Genomic DNA, 19099 nt, shown 5'->3' with positions numbered 1-19099 from the left:
AGGGAGTGGCGGCCGATCGACAAGGTGATGGATCCGCGCCACCGCCTTGGAAGCGTTCCGTGCGTCGGCACTGGCGACCTGTGCGGCGCGCACTACAGCGCGGTGGCTCGACGGCACCGGCGACTCTGCCAGGCAGCGGCGTGCTGCTGCACCGCAGCGTGCATTGTCACAGCGTCATAATTATACCGTAATTACGATCTTGGACGCCCCGCTGCCGCGGGGCCTCGCCTATCCCACGGGACGCCTTATGCCTGACGACTGGAACACGCTGGCCGACAACCGCCGGCAACGGATGCAACGCGGCGCCGGGCTCGCGCGCGGACGCCTGGTGCAGGCCAGCGACGCGGTGGCGCTGCTGGAAGCGGTGATCGAGCCGGGCGACCGGGTGTGCCTGGAAGGCAACAACCAGAAGCAGGCCGACTTCCTGGCGCAGTGCCTGACCGAGGTGGACCCGGCGCGGGTGCACGGCCTGCACATGCTGCAATCGGTGCTGGCGCTGCCGTCGCACCTGGACGTGTTCGAACGCGGCATCGCCCAGCGCCTGGACTTCTCCTTCTCAGGCCCGCAGGCGCTGCGCCTGGCCAAGCTGGTGGCCGACGGCCGCATCGAGATCGGCGCGATCCACACCTACCTGGAGCTGTTCGGACGCTACTTCATCGACCTGACCCCGCGCGTGGCGCTGGTTGCCGCGCAGGCCGCCGATCGCCACGGCAACCTGTACACCGGGCCGAACACCGAAGACACGCCGGTGATCGCCGAGGCCACCGCGTTCAAGGGCGGCATCGTCATCGCCCAGGTCAACGAGATCGTCGACACGCTGCCGCGCGTGGACATCCCCGCCGACTGGGTCGGCTACGTGGTGCAGGCGCCGCGCCCGCACTACATCGAACCGCTGTTCACCCGCGATCCGGCGCAGATCTCCGAGATCCAGGTGCTGATGGCGATGATGGCGATCAAGGGCATCTACGCCGAGTACGGCGTGGACCGGCTCAACCACGGCATCGGTTTCGACACCGCGGCGATCGAGCTGCTGCTGCCGACCTACGCCGAATCGCTGGGCCTGCGCGGCAAGATCTGCCGGCACTGGGCGCTCAATCCGCATCCGGCGCTGATCCCGGCGATCGAGTCGGGCTTCGTCGAGTCGGTGCACTCGTTCGGCTCGGAGCTGGGCATGGAGAAGTACATCGCCGCGCGCGCCGACGTGTTCTTCGCCGGCCCCGACGGCTCGATGCGCTCCAACCGCGCGTTCTCGCAGACCGCCGGCCTGTACGCCTGCGACATGTTCATCGGCTCCACGCTGCAGATCGACCTGCAGGGCAACAGTTCCACCGCCACGCGCGACCGCATCGCCGGCTTCGGCGGCGCGCCCAACATGGGCTCGGACGCGCGCGGCCGCCGCCACGCCAGCAGCGCCTGGCTCAAGGCCGGGCGCGAGGCGGCGCGGCCGGGCGAGATGCCGCGCGGGCGCAAGCTGGTGGTGCAGATGGTGGAGACCTTCCGCGAACACATGGCGCCGGCCTTCGTCGACCGGCTCGATGCGTGGGAGCTGGCCGAGCGCGCGAACATGCCGCTGCCGCCGGTGATGATCTACGGCGACGACGTCAGCCACGTGCTGACCGAGGAAGGCATCGCCAACCTGCTGCTGTGCCGCACGCCGGAGGAACGCGAGCAGGCGATCCGCGGCGTGGCCGGCTATACCGCGGTGGGCCTGGGCCGCGACAGGCGCGCGGTGGAGAACCTGCGCGACCGCGGCGTGATCCGCCGCCCGGAAGACCTCGGCATCCGCGTGCGCGATGCCAGCCGCGACCTGCTGGCCGCGCGCAGCGTCAAGGATCTGGTGCGCTGGTCCGGCGGGCTGTACGACCCGCCGCAACGATTCCGCAACTGGTAGGGCCGACATGGAAACCCTTCGCTATCGCTACGACGGGCGCAACGCGCCCAACGGCCGGCTCGACCACGTGCTGGTCGGCGTGGTGTCCTCGGGCAACCTGGAAGTGCTGATCGAACCGCAGGACCTGGACGGGGCGATGCAGATCGACATCGTCACCGCCGCGCACGGCTTCGGCGACATCTGGCAGGCGGTGCTGGACGATTTCGCCGCGCGCCATCCGCTGCGCGACGTGCGCATCTCGATCAACGACGTCGGCGCGACGCCGGCGGTGGTCAGCCTGCGCCTGGACCAGGCGGTGGAAGCCTTGCAGGAGGGCGGGTGATGCGTCCAGTCCCGACGTCCGCAATCGCAGCGCTCCCTGTAGGAGGGGCTTCAGCCCCGACTATGTCCGCAGCCTGGAACGTCTCGGCTCCGTTGGTCGCGGCTGATCCCGAAAAGCGCACAGGCGCCGCTCCCACCCGGCGCGCTGCCCTTGCGGGAGGCGCGTCGGTTCCGAAGCCAACCGCGGCGGCCGCTGTCCGGGCTTCGCTCGTCGCGACTGAAGTCGCTCCCACAGGTGATTCCGTTCGGTTTCTTCCTGTAGGAGGGGCTTCAGCCCCGACCGTGTCCGCAGCCGGCGACAGGGTGGCTGCGTTCGTCGCGGCTGATCCCGAAAAGGAGACAAGAGCCGCTCCTGCGGAAGACGTCGCCGCCGCCAACGACCATTCCGCGACGCCCGCCGCGCGCGCGCGTCGCCCACACCGGAGCTGCGCATGAGCGCGATCCCCAACCACCGCCGCCCGCGCAGCTTCTACGAGGCCGATGCGCGCGAACGCATCGCCGGGCTGCTCGATTCCGGTTCGTTCCACGAATTCCTGGGCCCGCGCCAGCGCGCGATGAGCCCGCACCTGGCGCAGCTGGACCAGCCCGGCGCGTTCGACGACGGCATCGTCGTCGGCGAAGGCCGGCTCGACGGGCGTGGCGTGCTGATCGCCGCGCAGCAGGGCCACTTCATGGGCGGCGCGGTCGGCGAAGTGCACGGGGCCAAGCTCACCGGCCTGCTGCAGCGCGCGGCCGCGAGCAGGCCCGACGCGGTGCTGCTGTTGCCCGACACCGGCGGCGTGCGCCTGCACGAAGCCAACGCCGGGCTGATCGCGATCTCCGAGATCATGCGCGCCACGCTGGACGCGCGCGCCGCCGGCGTGCCGGTGCTGGCGCTGATCGGCAGCGGCAACGGTTGCTTCGGCGGCATGGGCATCGTCAGCCGCTGCTGCAGCCGCATCATCATGTCCGAGGAAGGGCGGCTGGCCTTGTCCGGCCCGGAAGTGATCGAGACCGTGCGCGGCGTGGAGGAATTCGACTCGCGCGACCGCGCGCTGGTATGGCGCGTCACTGGCGGCAAGCACCGCTACCTGCTGGGCGAGGCGCAGACGCTGGTCGCCGACGCAATCGAGGCGTTCCGCGCCGCGGCCATCGCCGCGCTGTCCGCGCCCGACGCCGACGCCGACGACGGCCTGGCGCGCATCGCCGCCGAACACGACAGGCTGCGCAAGCGCCTGGACGCCTATGGCGACTGCCGCGACGGCCTGGACATCTGGCGGCGGCAGGGCATCGCCGACGCCGAGAAGCTGCCGTTGCTGGACACCGACGCCTTCCTCGCCGCGGTCGCGAACCGGAGCCTGCCATGGAGCTGACGACGCTGCTCGAACGAATGTTCCCGCTCGGCCACGCCGTGCGCGTCGATGGCGGGGTGATCGGCGGCAGCGCGACCACCGCGCTCGGCGAGGTCACCGTGATCGGCACCGCCGACAAGCTCGAGGTGGGCATCGAGCACGCGCTGGCGCTGGCGGCGACGGTGCTGGACAGCACCCGCGCGCATCCGCAGCGGCCGATCGTGATGCTGGTGGACACCGCCGGACAGCGGCCGTCGCGCAAGGACGAACTGCTGGCGATCAACGGCTACTTCGGCCACCTGGCGCAATGCCTGGACCTGGCGCGGCGCCGCGGCGCGCGGCTGCTGTCGCTGGTCTACGGCGAGTCGGTCAGCGGCGGCTTCCTGTCCTTCGGGCTGATGGCCGATGCGATCTACGCGCTGCCCGAGGCGCAGGTGCGGGTGATGGACCTGCGCGCGATGGCGCGGGTCACCAAGCAGCCGCTGGAAAAACTGCAGGCGTTGAGCCTGAGCTCGCCGGTGTTCGCGCCGGGCGTGGAGAACTACGTGGCGATGGGCGCGGTGCAGGCGCTGTGGCAGGGCGACCTGGCCGCCGCGCTGACCGACGCGCTGCAGGCGCCGCTGCACGGCGATGCGCGCGCGCGGCTGGGCGCCGAGCGCGGCGGCCGCACCCTGGCCGCGTCGATCGCCGCGCAGGTGGCCGCCGGACATGACTGAGGGCTACGCCCGGCACGACCTGGTCTGGCTGGACGCCGGCGCGCCCTGGCAGCCGCGCACGCCCGGCGCGCAGGCGCGGCTGCAGGCATGGTTCGACGCCGGCCATCCGGCGATCGTCGCGCGCCACGATCCGGCCGATGCCGATGACCACCTGCGCCTGGGCGTGCCGCTGCCGCCGGCCGAGGACAAGCAGCGCCTGTCGCTGTCGGCGCCGCGCATCAGCGTGGTGCGGCGGCGCGCGCCGCTGGCGCTGGACGAGGTGCGCCGGCATGCGCCGGCGGACTGGCAGGCGCCGCTGCAGGACCTGCAGGCGCTCGGCGACGGGCTGGAACTGCAGCCGCGCGTGTTCGGCGCGTTCGCGTGGCAGGCGCTGACCGGGCTGCGTTACGTGCATGTCGGTTCGGATATCGACCTGCTGTGGCAGGTGCCGGCGCCGGCCCAGGCGCGCGCGCTGCTCGCGCAGCTGGCACAGTGGGAGCAGCGCCACGGCCGCCGCGCCGATGGCGAACTGTTGCTGCCCGACGGCCGCGCGGTGAGCTGGCGCGAACTGGCCGGCGGCAGCGCCCAGCTGCTGGTCAAGGCGTTGCGCGATTGCCGGCTGCAACCGCGCGCCGCACTGTTGCAGGCGTGGGGGGCATGATGGACCTGCAGGTGCCGCGCGGCGGAGAGCGCGACGGATTCGCCGCACCGGTCGTCGCGTCCGACGTCGCCGCGTCGGCGCACCTGCCCAGCTATCCACCTGCATCTGCAGCAGCGGCTCCAGCCGCGACAAACGAAGCAGCGATGTTTCCTGTCCCGGAAGCGGTCGGGGCTGAAGCCCCTCCTACAGTGCAGGGAACCCAACCCACGCCAGTTCCTGTAGGAGCGGCTTCAGCCGCGACCAACGAAGCGGCGATATTTCCGGCCCCGGAAGCGGCCGGGGCCGATGGCCCCAGGCCACCCGGAACTGCTCCTGCAGCGCACGCGGCCGGTCTCGCGCGATCGGCCGCAACGAACGCGATAGCCAACGCGTCCGTTCACGCCGCGGCCACGCCGCAGCGCCTCGGCCGCCTCGCCGTCGCCAGCCTGCACGCCGAACTGGCCTGCGCGCCGAAGCCGGGGCTGGTCACGCCGTTCGACCGCGGCAGCCACGACGACATGGACGCGTCCACCTTCCTGCGCAGCCTGTTCGCGTTGCGCGGCTACTTCGTCGCGATCGCCGCCGCCGGCGCACGCGACGACGCCTTCCCCGCGTTGCGCGCGCTGGGCATCGCCGCCGAACGCGCGATGCTGCGCGCCACCGGCGGCGTCAACACGCATCGCGGCGCGATCTTCAGCCTGGGCCTGCTGGTCGCCGCGGCGGCGCGGCTGCGCACGCACGCGGCCACCCCGCCGCGCGCGGAAGCGGTCTGCGCCACGGTCGGCCGCTGGCGCGAGGCGTTGCTGGACGCGCCGCTGGACCCGCACAGCCATGGCCAGCGCATGCGCCGCGCGCATGGCGTGGCCGGCGTGCGCGAACAGGCCGCGGCCGGTTTCCCGCTGCTGCGCGGGCATGCGCTGCCGGCGCTGCGTGGCGCGCTGCAGGCCGGGCTGGACGAACGCGCGGCGCTGGCGCAGACGCTGATGAACCTGATCGCGCATACCGATGACCTGAACCTGCTGCACCGCGGCGGGCGCGCCGGCCTGGCGTTCGCGCAACGCAGCGCGCGGGCGTTCCTGGCCGCCGGCGGCGCCGCGCGCGATGGCTGGCCGGCGCGCCTGGCATCGATCGGCGATGCGTTCGTGGCGCGCCGGCTCAGTCCCGGCGGCAGCGCCGACCTGCTCGCCTGCGCGTGGTTCCTGCACCGCCAGGAGCGCGCGTGAGCCTGGCGCTGCTATGTCCGGGGCAGGGCGCGCAGCATCCGGCGATGTTCGGCTATGTCGCCGACGTGCCGGCGGCCGCGGCGGTGCTGGACGCGGCGGCGCGCGTGCTGGGCGCCGATCCGCTGGCGCTGGCGGGCGAGGACCGGCGCTACGACAACGCGCTCGCGCAACCGCTGGTCTGCGCCGCCACGCTGGCCAACTGGGCGGCGCTGGCGCCGCAGCTGCCCGCGCCGTCGCTGGTGCTCGGCTACAGCATCGGCGAGCTGGCCGCGCATGCGGTCGCCGGCGGGCTCGATGCCGGCAGCTGCCTGGCGCTGGCCGCGCAGCGCGCACAGCGCATGGACGCGGCCAGCCGCGATGGCGACGGCCTGATCGCGGTGCAGGGACTGCGGCGGCGCGAGGCCGAGGCGCTGTGCGCGCAGACCGGGCTGTACCTGGCGATCGTCAACGGCGAGGACCACGTGATCCTGGGCGGCCACGGCGATGCGCTGCTGCGCGGCGAGCGCGAGGCGCGCGCGCAGCGCGCGCGGGCGACGCGGCTGCCGGTGGCGGTGGCCTCGCATACGCCGCTGCTGGCGCCGGCCGCGCAGGCCTTCGCCGCGGTGCTGGGCGATTCGCCGATCGCCGCGCCGCGGCTGCCGCTGCTGGCCGGCACCGACGGCCACCGCATCGGCGGGCGCGCCGACGCCATCGCCGCGCTGTCGGCGCAGCTGGCCACCACGCTGGACTGGGCCGGCACGATGCGCCAGGCGGTCGAGCGCGGCGCGCGGGTGTTTCTGGAACTGGGCCCGGGCTGCGCGCTGGCGCGCATCGCGCGCGAGCTGGCGCCGCAGTGCCAGGCGCGTTCGGTGGAGGAGTTCGGCAGCCTGGCGGCGGCGGCGGCCTGGGTGCGGCAGGCGCAGGCGCGGCTGGACTGAGCGCCGCGGTGCGCAGGCAGCGGCCGCGCGGCGAACACGGGCGGCTGCGGCGTGCGGGTGAGGGCGATCGACCCAGGGTGGCGGGTGGCCACTCGAGGCAGGTACGGATCAAGCAAGCTCGGGAGGGCGCATGAGTCCACAAATCGCGACGATCATCGGGTTGGTCGTCATGTTCATCGTCGCCACGGCATTGCCGGTCAACATGGGCGCGGTCGCGTTCGCGTTGGCCTTCATCGTCGGAGGCGTGTGGGTCGGCATGGACGGCAAGGAGGTGTTGGCCGGGTTCCCGGGCGACCTGTTCCTGACCCTGGTCGGCATCACTTACCTGTTCGCGATCGCGCGCAACAACGGCACCATCGATCTATTGGTGCATTGGGCGGTGCGCGCGGTCCGCGGCAAGATCGTGGCGATCCCGTGGGTGATGTTCGTGGTCACCGCGGTGCTGACCGCATTCGGCGCGCTGGGACCGGCGGCGGTGGCGATCATCGGTCCGGTGGCGCTGCGCTTCGCCAAGCAGTACCGGATCAATCCGCTGCTGATGGGCCTGCTGGTGATCCACGGCGCGCAGGCCGGCGGTTTCTCGCCGATCAGCGTGTACGGCGGCATCACCAACAAGGTGGTGGAAAAGGCCGGGCTGGACGTCACCGAGATGGCGGTGTTCCTGACCAGCCTGGGCTTCAACCTGCTGATGGCGCTGATCTGCTTCTTCGCCTTCGGCGGGCTGGCGCTGTTGCGGCGCGGCGCGGCGCCGTCGCTGGCCACCGCCGAGTACGTGCCGGTGGGCGACGAGTCCTCGCACCGGCAGTTCGCCATCGAAGGCCATGGCGCGCTGCTGGCCGCCGGCGGCGGCACCCTGTCGACCAATCCGGTCGCGCTGGAAGCGGTGGGCCTGAGCCGCGACCGCGTGCTGACCCTGATCGGCCTGCTCGGCCTGGGCGTGGCCTCGCTGATCTACAACCTCAACGTCGGCCTGGTGTCGATCACCGTGGCGGTGGTGCTGGCGCTGCTGTCGCCCAAGGCGCAGAAGGGCGCGGTGGACGGCATCAGCTGGTCGACCGTGCTGCTGATCAGCGGCGTGGTCACCTACGTGGCGGTGCTGCAGGAAAGCGGGGCGGTGGACTACATCGGCAACGGCGTGTCCAGCATCGGCATCCCGCTGCTCGGCGCGCTGCTGGTGTGCTACGTCGGCGGCATCGTCTCGGCGTTCGCGTCCTCGGCGGCGGTGCTCGGCGCGACCATCCCGCTGGCGGTGCCGTTCCTGATGCAGGGCCATCTCGGTGCGGCCGGGGTGATCTGCGCGCTGGCGATCTCTTCCACGGTGGTGGACGTGAGCCCGTTCTCGACCAACGGCGCGCTGGTGGTGGCCTCGGCCGCCCCGGACGAGCGCGAGTCGCTGTACAAGCGCTTCCTGGTCTACAGCGGCCTGGTGGTCGTCTTCGGCCCGCTGCTGGCGTGGCTGTTGCTGGTGGTGCCGGGGTGGATGTGAGGCCCGCAGACCGGGGAGCCGCCGCCGATCGCGGCTCCTGGTTCGCCACGCGTTGAACAAAGAAGCGCCGCCCCAAGGGACGGCGTTTTTTGTGTGGCTTTCCGCGAGAGCGCCGCCTCTACGAGTCCCGAGTCCCAAGTCCCGAGTCCCGCCCACTAGGCAACGGCGCCGGCACGTTGAGCTTGCCGCCGGCGGCCACGTACATCGCCAGGGCGTTGCCCTGGCTGCGCAGGTGGCGGTTCATGGTGCGCTCGGCGGCTTCGGCGTCGCGGCGGCGGAAGCACTCCATCAGTTCGCGGTGCTCGGACAGCGACTGCTGCAGGCGCCCGGGCGCGAGCAACTGGCGGCCGCGGTGCATCTTGAGGATGCGGTGCAGGTCGTGGGTGACCCGGATCAGCCAGGGGTTGCCGGCGAATTCCTGCACCGACTCGTGGATCAGGTAGTTCTGCCGGTAGTACTCGGCCAAGTCGCCTTCGCTCGCGGCCTGTTCCATCCGCGCATGCAGCGCTTCCAGCCGCGCCAGCCCGGTGGCGTCGACCTTGCGCACCGCCTCGTAGGCGCAGCGGCCCTCCAGCAACGCCATCACCGGGAACAGCTCGTTGAGGTCCTCCAGGTTCAGCCGGGTCACGCGCGCGCCGCGGCCGGGCTCGATCTGCACCAGGCCTTCGGCGGCGAGCAGCTTCAGGCTCTCGCGCAGCGGCGTGCGGCTGATGCCGAGCTCCTCGACCAGCGCCGGCTCGTCGATCCACTCGCCCGGCGGCAGCACGTAGTCGTAGATCTTCTGCCGCAGCCGTTCGGCCACGTCTTCGTACAGCGCCACGCGCTTGCGCGGTGTGCGGGTGTCGGGCGCAAGGGTCATCGGCGGATCGAAACGCTCTGCAGCCTGTGATGGCGATAGCGGCATTCTAGCGGCCGGCGGGAAACGCTGCCGCTGCGGCATTTCCCGCCGGCGCCGTCTATTTGCCTTTGTTCTTGTCCGGACGCTGCGACAGTGCCGATCCTGCGGCGGTCTTGCTGTCCTTGCCGGTGCGTCCGTCCTTGAGCACCTTGGACGCAGCCTTGCCGGCCTTGGCGCCGGTTTTCTCGTTGTTGGCCATGTGCGGTCTCCACGATGCCGCGGTTGCGGCAGACCACTGCATGCGCCTGGCCGCGTCGAGACCGCGTTACGAAAAGCGCAGCGGTTCACGCAGGTTTGCGCGCTGCCTGGGCAAGGTAGGCACTGGCAGACCAGGAGTACCCCACGACCCCGAGGCTCATCACGACCCGGCTTCCGATCCTCGCGGCGCTGGCCGCCGTGGCGCTGAGCGGCTGCGGCAAGCCGGGCGACCAGGCGTCGCGCACCGCGCCGGCGACCTCGCCGGCGCCCACCGCCGCGCCGGTCGGCGGCGAAAGCGGGCGTGCTCCGATCAGCGGCGACGCCTCGGCCAAGGCGATGCTGCAGGTGCTGGAAGGCAATGCGGTGGCGCTGTCGCAACAGGCGCTGTCGCGCAACGTCGCCGGCAGCGTCGCCGATTTCGCCCGCGAGGTGGTCGCCGCGCACCAGGGCGCCGCGGCCGCGGACGCCGGCAAGGGCGGGCCGGGCGATGCGGAGAAGATCGCCGCGCAGGCGGCCAAGGGCCGGGCGCAATTGCAGGCGCTGGATCAGGAAAAGGACGAGTCGGCGTACATGAACGCCTACACCGCGACGATGGTGCGCAGCTACTCCGATGCGCTGGCGGTGATCGACGCCGAACTGGTGCCGGCGGCGCAGCAGGACGCGACCAGGCAGGAACTGCAGCAGGCGCGCAAGCGCATCGCCGAGCAACTGGAGCGCGCGCAGGCGCTGGCGTCGGCGCGTTACTGAGGGCGCTACCGCATGGATCTACGCGAGGCTTTCGCGAGGCTTTCGCCCGTACCCTCATCCGCCCCTACGGGGCACCTTCTCCCGATGGGAGAAGGGAACAGCCTAGCCCCTCTCCCACCGGGAGAGGGGTTGGGGTGAGGGTCCGGCGCGAAGCGTCTCGCGGAGTTTGGGTGCACGAGGCTGCGCCCGTACCCTCATCCGGCCCTACGGGCCACCTTCTCCCGATGGGAGAAGGGAACAGCCTAGCCCCCTCTCCCACCGGGAGAGGGGTTGGGGTGAGGGTGGCGCGAAGCATCTCGCTGAGTTGGGAGCATGAGGCTGCGCCCGTACCCTCATCCGCCCCTGCGGGGCACCTTCTCCCGATGGGAGAAGGGAACAGCCTAGCCCCTCTCCCGCCGGGAGAGGGGTTGGGGTGAGGGTACGGCGCGAAGCGTCTCGCGGACCGGGTACGCGAAGCGCAGCGCGCTACGTTTCCGCAGCCATTGGCCAGGGAAACCACCTCTACCGTTAACCGTCCGCGATGTCCGCAGCTGCCGCGCGCGGCACCGGGCGCTCCTCGCGCCCGTCCGGGTGCCGCGCGAAGCGGTCCGGATCGCTTCCGTGCACCGGCGCCTCGTCCTTCCAGGGCCAGCCGCCGAACTGGGTGCGACGGTAGTCGGCCACGGCCTGTGCGATCTCGGCTTGGGTGTTCATCACGAAGGGGCCGTGCTGAACTACCGGCTCGGCGATCGGTCGGCCCTGCAGCACCAGGAACTCGCTCGCGGCCGCATCGCCGTTGACCAGTTCGACTGCCTGATCGGCGCGCAATTCGATGGCGGCGTGGCGTGCCACGTCGCGTCCGCCCACGGTCACCGATGCGCCCTTGAAGAAGTACAGGCTGCGGCGCGTGCCCCGGCCCTGCGCGGCGGGCAGCGTCCAGCGTGCGCCGGGCGCCATGCGGAGGGTCCAGATGGCGACGTCGGCGTCGTCCTGCGCGGCCCACGAATCCGGCGGCGGCGCGAGCGGGCCGCCGGCGGTGCCGGGCGCGGCGTCGACCGGGCCGATGCGACCGGCCACGCAGGTGACGTCGGTGCTGCGGCCGGCGGCGTCGGTGGCGGTGAAGCGCGGCAGGTCCTGCGCCCAGAACATGGTGAAGTGCGGCGCGGCCATCTTGCTGCGCGCCGGCAGGTTGAGCCAGATCTGGAACAGTTCCAGCGGGTTCGGCGCATCGGTGTCGAGCAGTGGGAACATTTCCGAATGGACGATGCCGGCACCGGCCGTCAGCCACTGCACGTCGCCGGCGCCGAAGCGCGCTGCCGCGCCGAGCGAGTCGGCATGGTCGATGAGGCCCTTGCGCACGATGGTCACGGTCTCGAAACCGCGATGCGGGTGGCCGGGAAAGCCGGGGACGGCGTTGCCGTGATACATGCTCCAGCCGTCCTTGCGGCTGAAGTCCTGCCCGATGTCGCGGCCCTCGAGCGACACCGCCGGGCCCATTGCGCCGTTGCCGGCGGGGTAGGCGTCGTCGTGATAGACGCAGAACAGGAACGGGTCGATGGTGTCCCATGGAAAGCCGAGCGGCTTGATCTGGACGATGGGGTCGGTCATGAGGGTGTCCTTCGTGCGGGCGCGGCTGGGAGGCAGCGGCAATCCATCGAATATGGCGCGGGCCCGGCGGAATGAAAGGCCGGTGCGGAGGACATCCTGTCCCGCACGTGGAACGCGGCCGCGGCGCTGCCGTCCCCGCAGGCGCTGCGCGCCAGCCGCTTCGATGGCGACGGACTGCGCGGGCGGCGTGGGGCCTGCCGGGTTGCCGCCGCCGCCGAAGCTGCCTGTGGGCGATCGCGTTGCCGCCGCTGCAGGCGCAGCGGAACGCGCGGCAGGTGCAGGCCGACCGTGCCGTGCCGACGCCGACGCCGACGCCGTAGGCGGTGCAGGCGATACAGGCGATACAGGCGGTGGCAGACGGCTGGCGAGGTCTCTCCAAGCCGATTGCACAACTGCGGGAGCGACTTCAGTCGCGACAGGTGTTACCGGGAAGGCCCGTCGCGACTGAAGTCGCTCCCACATGGTTTCCCGGCATTCCTCATTCCGGGTGGGCGGTGTTGGCCGGGAAGGAACGCTGCGCACCGTCACGGACCGCAACGCGGCGAACGCCGATCATCGCGGTTCCCCCGCGTTTCGCGCCCGCGTGGCGCTGCGCCTTTGCCCAGGTTCCCGCCATGCCCCCGACCTCCGCCGCTTCGCTCCCCGATTCGATGACCGCGATCGAGATCTGCCGCCCCGGCGCGCCGGAGGTGCTGGTGCCGGTGCGCCTGCCGCTGCCGCATCCGGGCCGCGGCGAACTGCTGGTGCGGGTGGCCGCGGCCGGGGTCAACCGCCCCGACGTGATGCAGCGCCGCGGCAGCTATCCGCCGCCGCCCGGTGCCTCGCCGCTGCCCGGGCTGGAGTTCGCCGGCGAGGTGGTGCAGCTGGGCGAAGGCGTGGAGCGCTACCGGGTCGGCGACCGGGTCTGCGCGCTGGTCGCCGGCGGCGGCTACGCCGAATACGCGGTGGTGCACGAGCGCAACGCGCTGCCGGTGCCGGCGCCGTTGAGCCTGACCGAAGCGGCGGCGCTGCCGGAGACCTTCTTCACCGTGTGGGCCAACGTGTTCCAGCGCGGCCGCCTGCAACCCGGCGAGACGCTGCTGGTGCACGGCGGCACCTCCGGCATCGGCAGCGTGGCGACGATGCTCGGCAAGGCGTTCGGCGCGCGGGTGATCAGCACCGTCGGCTCGGCGGACAAGCGCGCGGCCAGCCTGGCGCTGGGCGCCGACGCGGCGATCCTGTATCGCGACGAGGACTTCGTCGCGCAGACCCTGGCGCTGACCGGCGGACGCGGCGCCGACGTGATCGTCGACCTGGTCGGCGGCGACTATCTTTCGCGCAACTACCAGGCCGCGGCGCTGGAAGGGCGCATCGTGCAGATCGGCATCCAGCACGGCACGGTGCGCGAGCTGGACCTGATGCCGCTGCTGGCCAAGCGCCTGACCCATACCGGCTCGACGCTGCGCGCGCGTTCGGTGATGGAGAAGGCGGCGATCGCGCGCGAACTGGAACAGCAGGTATGGCCGCTGCTCGAGCGCGGCACCGTCAAGCCGCGGCTGGACCGCAGCTTCCCGCTGGCCGACGCGGCGCAGGCGCACGCGCTGATGGAGTCCAGCGCGCATATCGGCAAGATCGTGCTGCTGACGCAGGCGGGCGCGGCGCAGGGGGCGCAGTAGTCCGAAGCCTGCCGGCTGCACTACTTCGTTCGTCGCGACTGAAGTCGCTCCCACAGGGGCTTCACGGGTTGCTGGCTGAATAACCGCAGGAGGGCTTCAGCCCCGACAGGCGGTCCGAAGCCTGAGGCCGCGCCGCTTCGTTCGTCGCGGCTGAAGCCGCTCCTACAGGGCTGCGCGGCGTGCCGGCTGGAAGCTATAGGAGGGGCTTCAGGCCCGACAGGAATCCCAAGCGCTGCCAGCGCCCGCCGCTTCGTTCGTCGCGGCTGAAGCCGCTCCTACAGGACTGCGCGGAGCGTCGGCTGGAGTCTGTCGGGATGGCCGCCGCGTCGGGAGCGAAGCCCGCGCTGGCTCTGTTCAAGCGCCAGCCCGTATATTGCCCCGCACGCGCGGTGGTCCGCGCCTGCCTTCGGTTACCGCGTGCGCCTGCGTCTTCCCGTCCTGTCCCGTTGGCCGCTGTGGCGGTGGTCGTTGCTGCTGCTGTGGCTGGCGCTGGCGGTGCCGGCATCGGTGTCGGCGCAACCGGAGGTGGAGAGCCAGGCGCCCGATCCGCAGGCGCTGCTGACCCGTGCCGAGCAGGCCCTGGACGACGTGCAGCGACGCATGGACGCAGCCGACGACCAGGACACGCTGCGCGCGCTCGCCGGCCGCGTGGTCGACGCGCAGCGCGACGCCGAGGCGGCCGTCGCCGCGCTGACCCCGCAACTGAGCCAGGTCGATGCGCGGCTGCAGCAGCTCGGCCCGGCCGTCGACAACGAGGCGCGTGACATCATCGCGCAGCGCAGGGACCTGGCGCGGCAACGCGCGCCGCTGGACTCGGGCATCAAGCGCGGCAAGCTGCTGGCGATGGAGGCCAAGCAGCTGGGCGAAGAACTCGAGCGCGCGCAAACCGAGCAATTCAGCCAGGAGTTGTCGAGACGCTCGTCGTCGCCGCTGTCGCCGGCGCTGTGGCAGCAGATCGCCACCAATTTCCCCGCCGACCGCGCGCGCCTGCTGGCGCTGTATCGTCTCGGCGCGCGGGCGCTCGGCGATGCGGTGGACGAGCACGGCGCCGGTGCGCTCGGCGTCGGCGTGGCGATCGCGCTGCTGCTGCTGTTCCCGCTGCGCTACCTGCTGCGCTGGTTGGGCAAGCGCTATGCGATGTCGCGCGCGCCGGGCAGCCGCCTGCGCCGCTCCGGGCTGGCGCTGTGGTTCCTGCTGCTGGGCACGCTCAGCCCCGGCCTGGCGGCGCTGACCCTGGTCGAGACCCTGCGCGGGCTGGGCGCGGTGCCGGCAGGGCTGGACATCGTGCTGCGCGGCTTCGTCTGGTTCAGCTTCGCCGCCGCGTTCATGGGCTCGCTCGGCGCCAGCGTGCTGCTGCCGAACCAGCCGTCGTGGCGGCTGTTCCCGATCGACGACGCCACCGCGCGGCGGCTGCGCAAGTACACCTGGGCCACCGCGGCGCTGGCCTGGGTCAGCAGCATGCTGCTGGTGATCAACCGGGCCAGCCGCACCAGCGAGTCGGCGACCATCGCCGCCGACGGCGTGATCGCGCTGGCCTACGCGGTGCTGATCCTGGCGATCCTGACCAGCCTGTCGCGGCTGCGGCGGCGGCAGTACGCCGAGGCCGCGGCGCAGGCGCTGGCGGACGGCCAGCCGCCGCCGCCCGGGCAGCACGGCGGCGCGCTGGCGCTGGTGGGCCTGCTGGTGAGGACGGCGGTGGTGGTGGCGCTGCTGGCCTCGCTGGTGGGCTACCTGCACCTGGGCCTGTTCATCACCCGGCAGATCATCTGGATCACGATGATCGTCGGCGCGGTGCGGCTGCTGATGACCTTCGCCGACGACTTCGCGCTGTGGCTGTTCGCCAGCGAAGGGCGCATCGGCCGTGCCGCCAGCGGCGCGTTCGGCGTGCGCAGCAGCCGCCTGGACCAGGCCGGGGTGCTGACCTCGGCGGTGCTGCGGGTGGCGCTGCTGCTGATCGGCCTGGGCGCGCTGCTGATGCCGTTCGGCTCCAACGTCAGCACCGTGACCGAATGGTTCTCGGTGCTGTCCGACGGCATCAAGCTCGGCAAGGAGACCACGCTGTATCCGGGCGCGGTGGTGCGCGCGGTGCTGGTGCTGATCCTCGGCCTGGCGGCGATGCAGTACCTGCACGGCTGGCTGGTCAAGACCTACCTGCCCAAGACCGAGCTGGACGACGGCTCGCGCAACTCGATCAGCACGGTGGCCCGCTATGTCGGCATCCTGCTCGCCGCGCTGTGGGCGCTGGCGGCGCTGGGCATCGGCGTGGAAAAGATCGCGCTGGTGGTCAGCGCGCTGTCGGTGGGCATCGGCTTCGGCCTGCAGTCGATCACCCAGAACTTCGTGTCCGGGCTGATCCTGCTGGCCGAGCGCCCGGTGAAGATCGGCGACTGGGTCAAGATCGGCGACCAGGAAGGCGACGTGCGCAAGATCAGCGTGCGTTCCACCGAGATCCAGGTCGGCGACCGCTCCACGCTGATCGTGCCCAACTCCGAGCTGATCACCAAGACCCTGCGCAACATGACCCTGGCCGGGCCGCTGGGACGGGTGCAGATCCAGTTCGCGGTGTCGCTGAGCGCCGACGTGGGCCGCGTGCGCACGCTGCTGCTGGAGCTGTACGCCGCGCATCCGGGCGTGCTCGAGGACCCGGCGCCGTCGGTGTTCATCGATTCCATCGCCAGCGGCCATGTCTCGCTCAACAGCTTCGCCTACGTCGCCAGCCCGCGGCTGACCTACGGCATCCGCAGCGAGCTGCTGTTCGATCTGCTGCAACGGCTGAGCACCGAAGGCATCGCGCTGGAATCGCCGCACGAGGTGCGGATCCTGCGCGACGACCCCTGATGCGCCCCGTCCCATCGTTCGCCGATCGCCGCCGCCGGGAGCCGTGTCCCGGCAACGCCACTGGGAAGCGCGCATGCGGCTGGACGTGACCTCGGATTCGCCGAGCTGGACGGACGTATTCGAAATCGCCGACGAGCTGACCGCGCTGGACGCGATCGCGGAGAAACACTACCCCTCGCTCGACTGGGAGCTGGGGATCTGCCTGCGTTGCCTGCCGCGCAGCCTGGGGAGAAAAACCTTCTGCCGCTACTACGCCCGGGGCAAGCTGTTCGTCCTGGATATATCCATGGATGAGGAGCGCTTCGTTCCCCACAAGAAAGACCGCAGCGCGCAGCGCCGGATCATCGGCGACGCCTTCTTCAGCGGCTTCGAAGCCAGCATGAAGAAGTACGAAAGGACGCTGCCCGGCCTGGCGGACGCGTCCGCGAGCCTGATCGACGAGGTGCGGCGCTGGTGCATCGAAAACAAGTGGATCGACTAGCTTTTTAGCGGTTCGGACCGAGACGCTGGAATCCGAGTCCCGAGTCCCGAGTCCCGACTCCCCTACCGCCCGCCACGCTCCTCGCGCACCCGCGTGCGGCGGTCGAACAGCACCGCGCTGACCACGATGCCCAGGCCCAGCGCCACGCCGAGCAGGAACAGCACCATCGCGATCGTCGGGTAGCCGAACAGCGTGCTGCCGGTATCGATGCGCATCATCTGCGCCGAGGCCAGGATCAGCGCCGCGGTGACCACGCCGGCCGCCACGCGGTTGGCGATCTTCTGCAGGCTCTCCATCAGGTGCGATTCTTCCAGCCCGGCCACGCGCACCTGCATGCGGTTGTCGGCGACCAGCGACAGGATGTCCGACAGCTTGCGCGGGCCTTCGCGCAGCAGCGCCTGCACCTCCATCGCCTCGCTGGCCAGGTTGGCCGCCGACAGCGACTTCTTCAGCCGCGCGCGCATCACGTGCTGCAACTGGTCCTCGACCACGCCGCGCGTGTCCAGGTGCGGCGACAGCGCGCGGCACACCGCCTCCAGGTTCAGCAGGGTCTTGCCGAGCAGGCTCAGCTCCGGCGGCGTGCGCAGGCCGTTGGCGGTGGCGATGCGCACCAGGTCCAGCACCACGCGGCCTTCGGAGGTGGCGTCGTGGGCGGCGTAGCGGGCGATCATCTGCCCGGTCTCGCGCTGGTAGCGGGCTTCGTCGTAGTCCTCCAGGCGCGTGCTCAGCGCGATGGTCTCCTCGGCCACTTCCTCGCCACGGCCGTCGACCGCGGCGAACAGCAGCTTGAGCAGGCGCTCGCGCAGCTTCGGCGGCACGTGCGCGACCATACCCAGGTCGAAGATCGCCAGGCGCCCGTCGGCGAGCACGCGCAGGTTGCCCGGATGCGGATCGGCGTGGATCTCGCCATGCACGAACATCTGGTCCAGGTAGCCACGCACCAGCGCCGCAGCCAGATCGTCCATCGGCTGCTCGGTGCGGCGCAGCCCGGAGATCTTGTCCACGCGCACCCCTTCGGCCAGCTGCATGGTCAGCACCTTGCGACTGCACAGGTCCCAGATCGGCTGCGGCACCCACAGCAGCGGGAACGGCTGCAGGTGCTCGCCGAAGCGCGCCAGGTTCTCCGCCTCGGCCTCGTAGTCCAGCTCGGCCATCAGCGCCTTGCCGAACTCGCTGAGCCAGTCGGCGAAGCGCACGCGCCGGCCCAGGCCGGTCAGCTTGTCGGCGGCGTTGGCGAAGCTCCTGAGCACCTCCAGGTCCGAGCGCACCTGCGCGGCGATCTCCGGCTTCTGCACCTTGATCGCCACCGGGGTGCCGTCGCGCAGCGCCGCGCGGTGCACCTGCGCCAGCGACGCGCTGCCCAGCGGGGTGTCGTCGAACTCGGAAAAGGCCTTGTTGACCGGCACGCCGAGCTCGCGCTCGATGATCTCGCGGATCCGCTCCACCGGGATCGGCGCGGTGTTCTCCTGCATCCGTTCCAGCGCGGTGGCGAACTCCGGCGGCACCACGTCCGGGCGCGTGGACAGCATCTGCCCGAGCTTGACGAAGGTGGGACCCAGCGCTTCCAGGTCGGTGACGAACTGCTCGGGGCTGCCTTCGGCCGGCACCTCGTGGCCGTCGTCGATGGCATCGATGTTCATGCCGGAGAACACGCCGGAGCTGCGGTAGCGCAGCAGCAGGCGCAGGATCTGCGTGCGGCGGCTGAGGCCGCCGACCACGTGCGTGGTCTCCGCGTCGGGCGTCGCGCTCAAGGTCGGGCTCCAGGAATGGCTGGGATTGCGGCGGCCAGTGTGGCGCCGGCCGGGTCGTCGTCCGGTGAATCCTGCACCGTTCGCTGCGGCCGGGTGGGCGGGGGGGCGCGGTGGCTGGCCACGCGCGCTGCGGGGCGTCGGCGGTTGCCTGCAGGAGGGGCTTCAGCCCGGCGGCCGGCGAAGCCCGCGGTCTGACCGTTGTTTGTAGTCGCGGTTGAACCGCTCCTGCAGGTGCGAACTGGGCGGGTTTCGTTCGTCGCGACTGAAGTCGCTCCCACAGTGGCTTGCGGCATGCTCGCTGGGTGCGTTGTAGGAGGGGCTTCAGTCCCGACGGCGGCCGAAGCCCGCCATCTGGCCGTTGTGTCTGGTCGCGGTTGAAACCGCTCCTGCAGGTGCGAGCTGGATAGGTTCCGTTCGTCGCGACTGAAGTCGCTCCCACA

16 protein-coding genes are annotated in these 19099 nt (G+C 71.5%); 12 read left to right on the top strand and 4 right to left on the bottom strand.

Going from position 1 to position 19099, the window contains the following annotated elements; all coding sequences use genetic code 11:
• The first annotated feature begins 247 nt into the window (after positions 1-247).
• The 8 genes from mdcA (at position 248) to JR065_RS15430 (ending at position 8504) form a co-directional block, all read left to right on the top strand.
• Positions 248-1891, top strand: a complete 1644-nt coding sequence (mdcA, locus tag JR065_RS15465) for a malonate decarboxylase subunit alpha (RefSeq protein ID WP_206235197.1) — start codon at positions 248-250, stop codon at positions 1889-1891.
• 7 nt (positions 1892-1898) lie between these two features.
• A complete protein-coding gene (gene mdcC, locus JR065_RS15460; RefSeq protein ID WP_206235196.1) occupies positions 1899-2213 on the top strand; it encodes a malonate decarboxylase acyl carrier protein in 315 nt (104 codons plus the stop codon).
• A gap of 430 nt (positions 2214-2643) precedes the next feature.
• Positions 2644-3564, top strand: a complete 921-nt coding sequence (locus JR065_RS15455; protein WP_206235195.1) for a biotin-independent malonate decarboxylase subunit beta — start codon at positions 2644-2646, stop codon at positions 3562-3564.
• On the top strand, positions 3555-4259 hold the full coding sequence (mdcE, locus tag JR065_RS15450) for a biotin-independent malonate decarboxylase subunit gamma (RefSeq protein WP_206235194.1): 705 nt from the start codon (positions 3555-3557) through the stop codon (positions 4257-4259). The genes JR065_RS15455 and mdcE overlap by 10 nt, the downstream gene beginning before the upstream one ends.
• A complete protein-coding gene (mdcG, locus tag JR065_RS15445; RefSeq protein WP_206235193.1) occupies positions 4252-4899 on the top strand; it encodes a malonate decarboxylase holo-[acyl-carrier-protein] synthase in 648 nt (215 codons plus the stop codon). The genes mdcE and mdcG overlap by 8 nt, the downstream gene beginning before the upstream one ends.
• Before the next feature lie 359 nt (positions 4900-5258).
• Positions 5259-6101: a triphosphoribosyl-dephospho-CoA synthase MdcB gene (mdcB, locus tag JR065_RS15440; protein ID WP_343237283.1), complete on the top strand. Its 843-nt coding sequence runs from the start codon at positions 5259-5261 to the stop codon at positions 6099-6101.
• Positions 6098-7018 carry a malonate decarboxylase subunit epsilon gene (gene mdcH / locus JR065_RS15435; RefSeq protein WP_206235191.1) on the top strand — a complete coding sequence of 307 codons (921 nt, stop codon included), beginning with the start codon at positions 6098-6100 and terminating at the stop codon, positions 7016-7018. The genes mdcB and mdcH overlap by 4 nt, the downstream gene beginning before the upstream one ends.
• Positions 7019-7148: 130 nt before the next feature.
• Entirely contained in the window at positions 7149-8504 is a 1356-nt protein-coding gene (locus JR065_RS15430; protein ID WP_206235190.1) for an SLC13 family permease, read from the top strand.
• 118 nt (positions 8505-8622) lie between these two features.
• On the opposite strand, the gene JR065_RS15425 is transcribed toward JR065_RS15430, so the two are convergent.
• Both JR065_RS15425 and JR065_RS15420 read right to left on the bottom strand, forming a co-directional pair.
• On the bottom strand, positions 8623-9363 hold the full coding sequence (locus JR065_RS15425; protein WP_206235189.1) for a GntR family transcriptional regulator: 741 nt from the start codon (positions 9361-9363) through the stop codon (positions 8623-8625).
• A gap of 97 nt (positions 9364-9460) precedes the next feature.
• Entirely contained in the window at positions 9461-9601 is a 141-nt protein-coding gene (locus JR065_RS15420; RefSeq protein WP_206235188.1) for a hypothetical protein, read from the bottom strand.
• A gap of 197 nt (positions 9602-9798) precedes the next feature.
• Here JR065_RS15420 and JR065_RS15415 point away from each other — a divergent pair, with 197 nt between their 5' ends.
• Complete coding sequence (locus JR065_RS15415; RefSeq protein ID WP_206235187.1) at positions 9799-10347, top strand: DUF4142 domain-containing protein; 549 nt, start codon at positions 9799-9801, stop codon at positions 10345-10347.
• A gap of 507 nt (positions 10348-10854) precedes the next feature.
• Here the strand turns inward: JR065_RS15415 and JR065_RS15410 are convergent.
• Positions 10855-11934: a pirin family protein gene (locus JR065_RS15410; RefSeq protein WP_206235186.1), complete on the bottom strand. Its 1080-nt coding sequence runs from the start codon at positions 11932-11934 to the stop codon at positions 10855-10857.
• A 614-nt stretch (positions 11935-12548) separates the two neighbouring features.
• Between JR065_RS15410 and JR065_RS15405 the strand changes: the two genes are divergently transcribed.
• The 3 genes from JR065_RS15405 (at position 12549) to JR065_RS15395 (ending at position 16908) form a co-directional block, all read left to right on the top strand.
• On the top strand, positions 12549-13589 hold the full coding sequence (locus tag JR065_RS15405; protein ID WP_206235185.1) for an NAD(P)H-quinone oxidoreductase: 1041 nt from the start codon (positions 12549-12551) through the stop codon (positions 13587-13589).
• A 417-nt stretch (positions 13590-14006) separates the two neighbouring features.
• Positions 14007-16427, top strand: coding sequence for a DUF3772 domain-containing protein (locus tag JR065_RS15400; protein ID WP_343237281.1), 2421 nt, complete (start codon positions 14007-14009; stop codon positions 16425-16427).
• Between the two features lie 73 nt (positions 16428-16500).
• On the top strand, positions 16501-16908 hold the full coding sequence (locus tag JR065_RS15395) for a hypothetical protein (RefSeq protein WP_206235184.1): 408 nt from the start codon (positions 16501-16503) through the stop codon (positions 16906-16908).
• Between the two features lie 62 nt (positions 16909-16970).
• On the opposite strand, the gene JR065_RS15390 is transcribed toward JR065_RS15395, so the two are convergent.
• Positions 16971-18659: an ABC1 kinase family protein gene (locus JR065_RS15390; RefSeq protein WP_206235183.1), complete on the bottom strand. Its 1689-nt coding sequence runs from the start codon at positions 18657-18659 to the stop codon at positions 16971-16973.
• Positions 18660-19099: the final 440 nt, after the last annotated feature.

This window comes from Xanthomonas sp. (genome assembly GCF_017163755.1).
Taxonomy (GTDB): domain Bacteria; phylum Pseudomonadota; class Gammaproteobacteria; order Xanthomonadales; family Xanthomonadaceae; genus Xanthomonas_A.
Note: the sequence above shows the minus strand (reverse complement) of the source record. Positions and strands in the feature narration are given on the sequence as shown.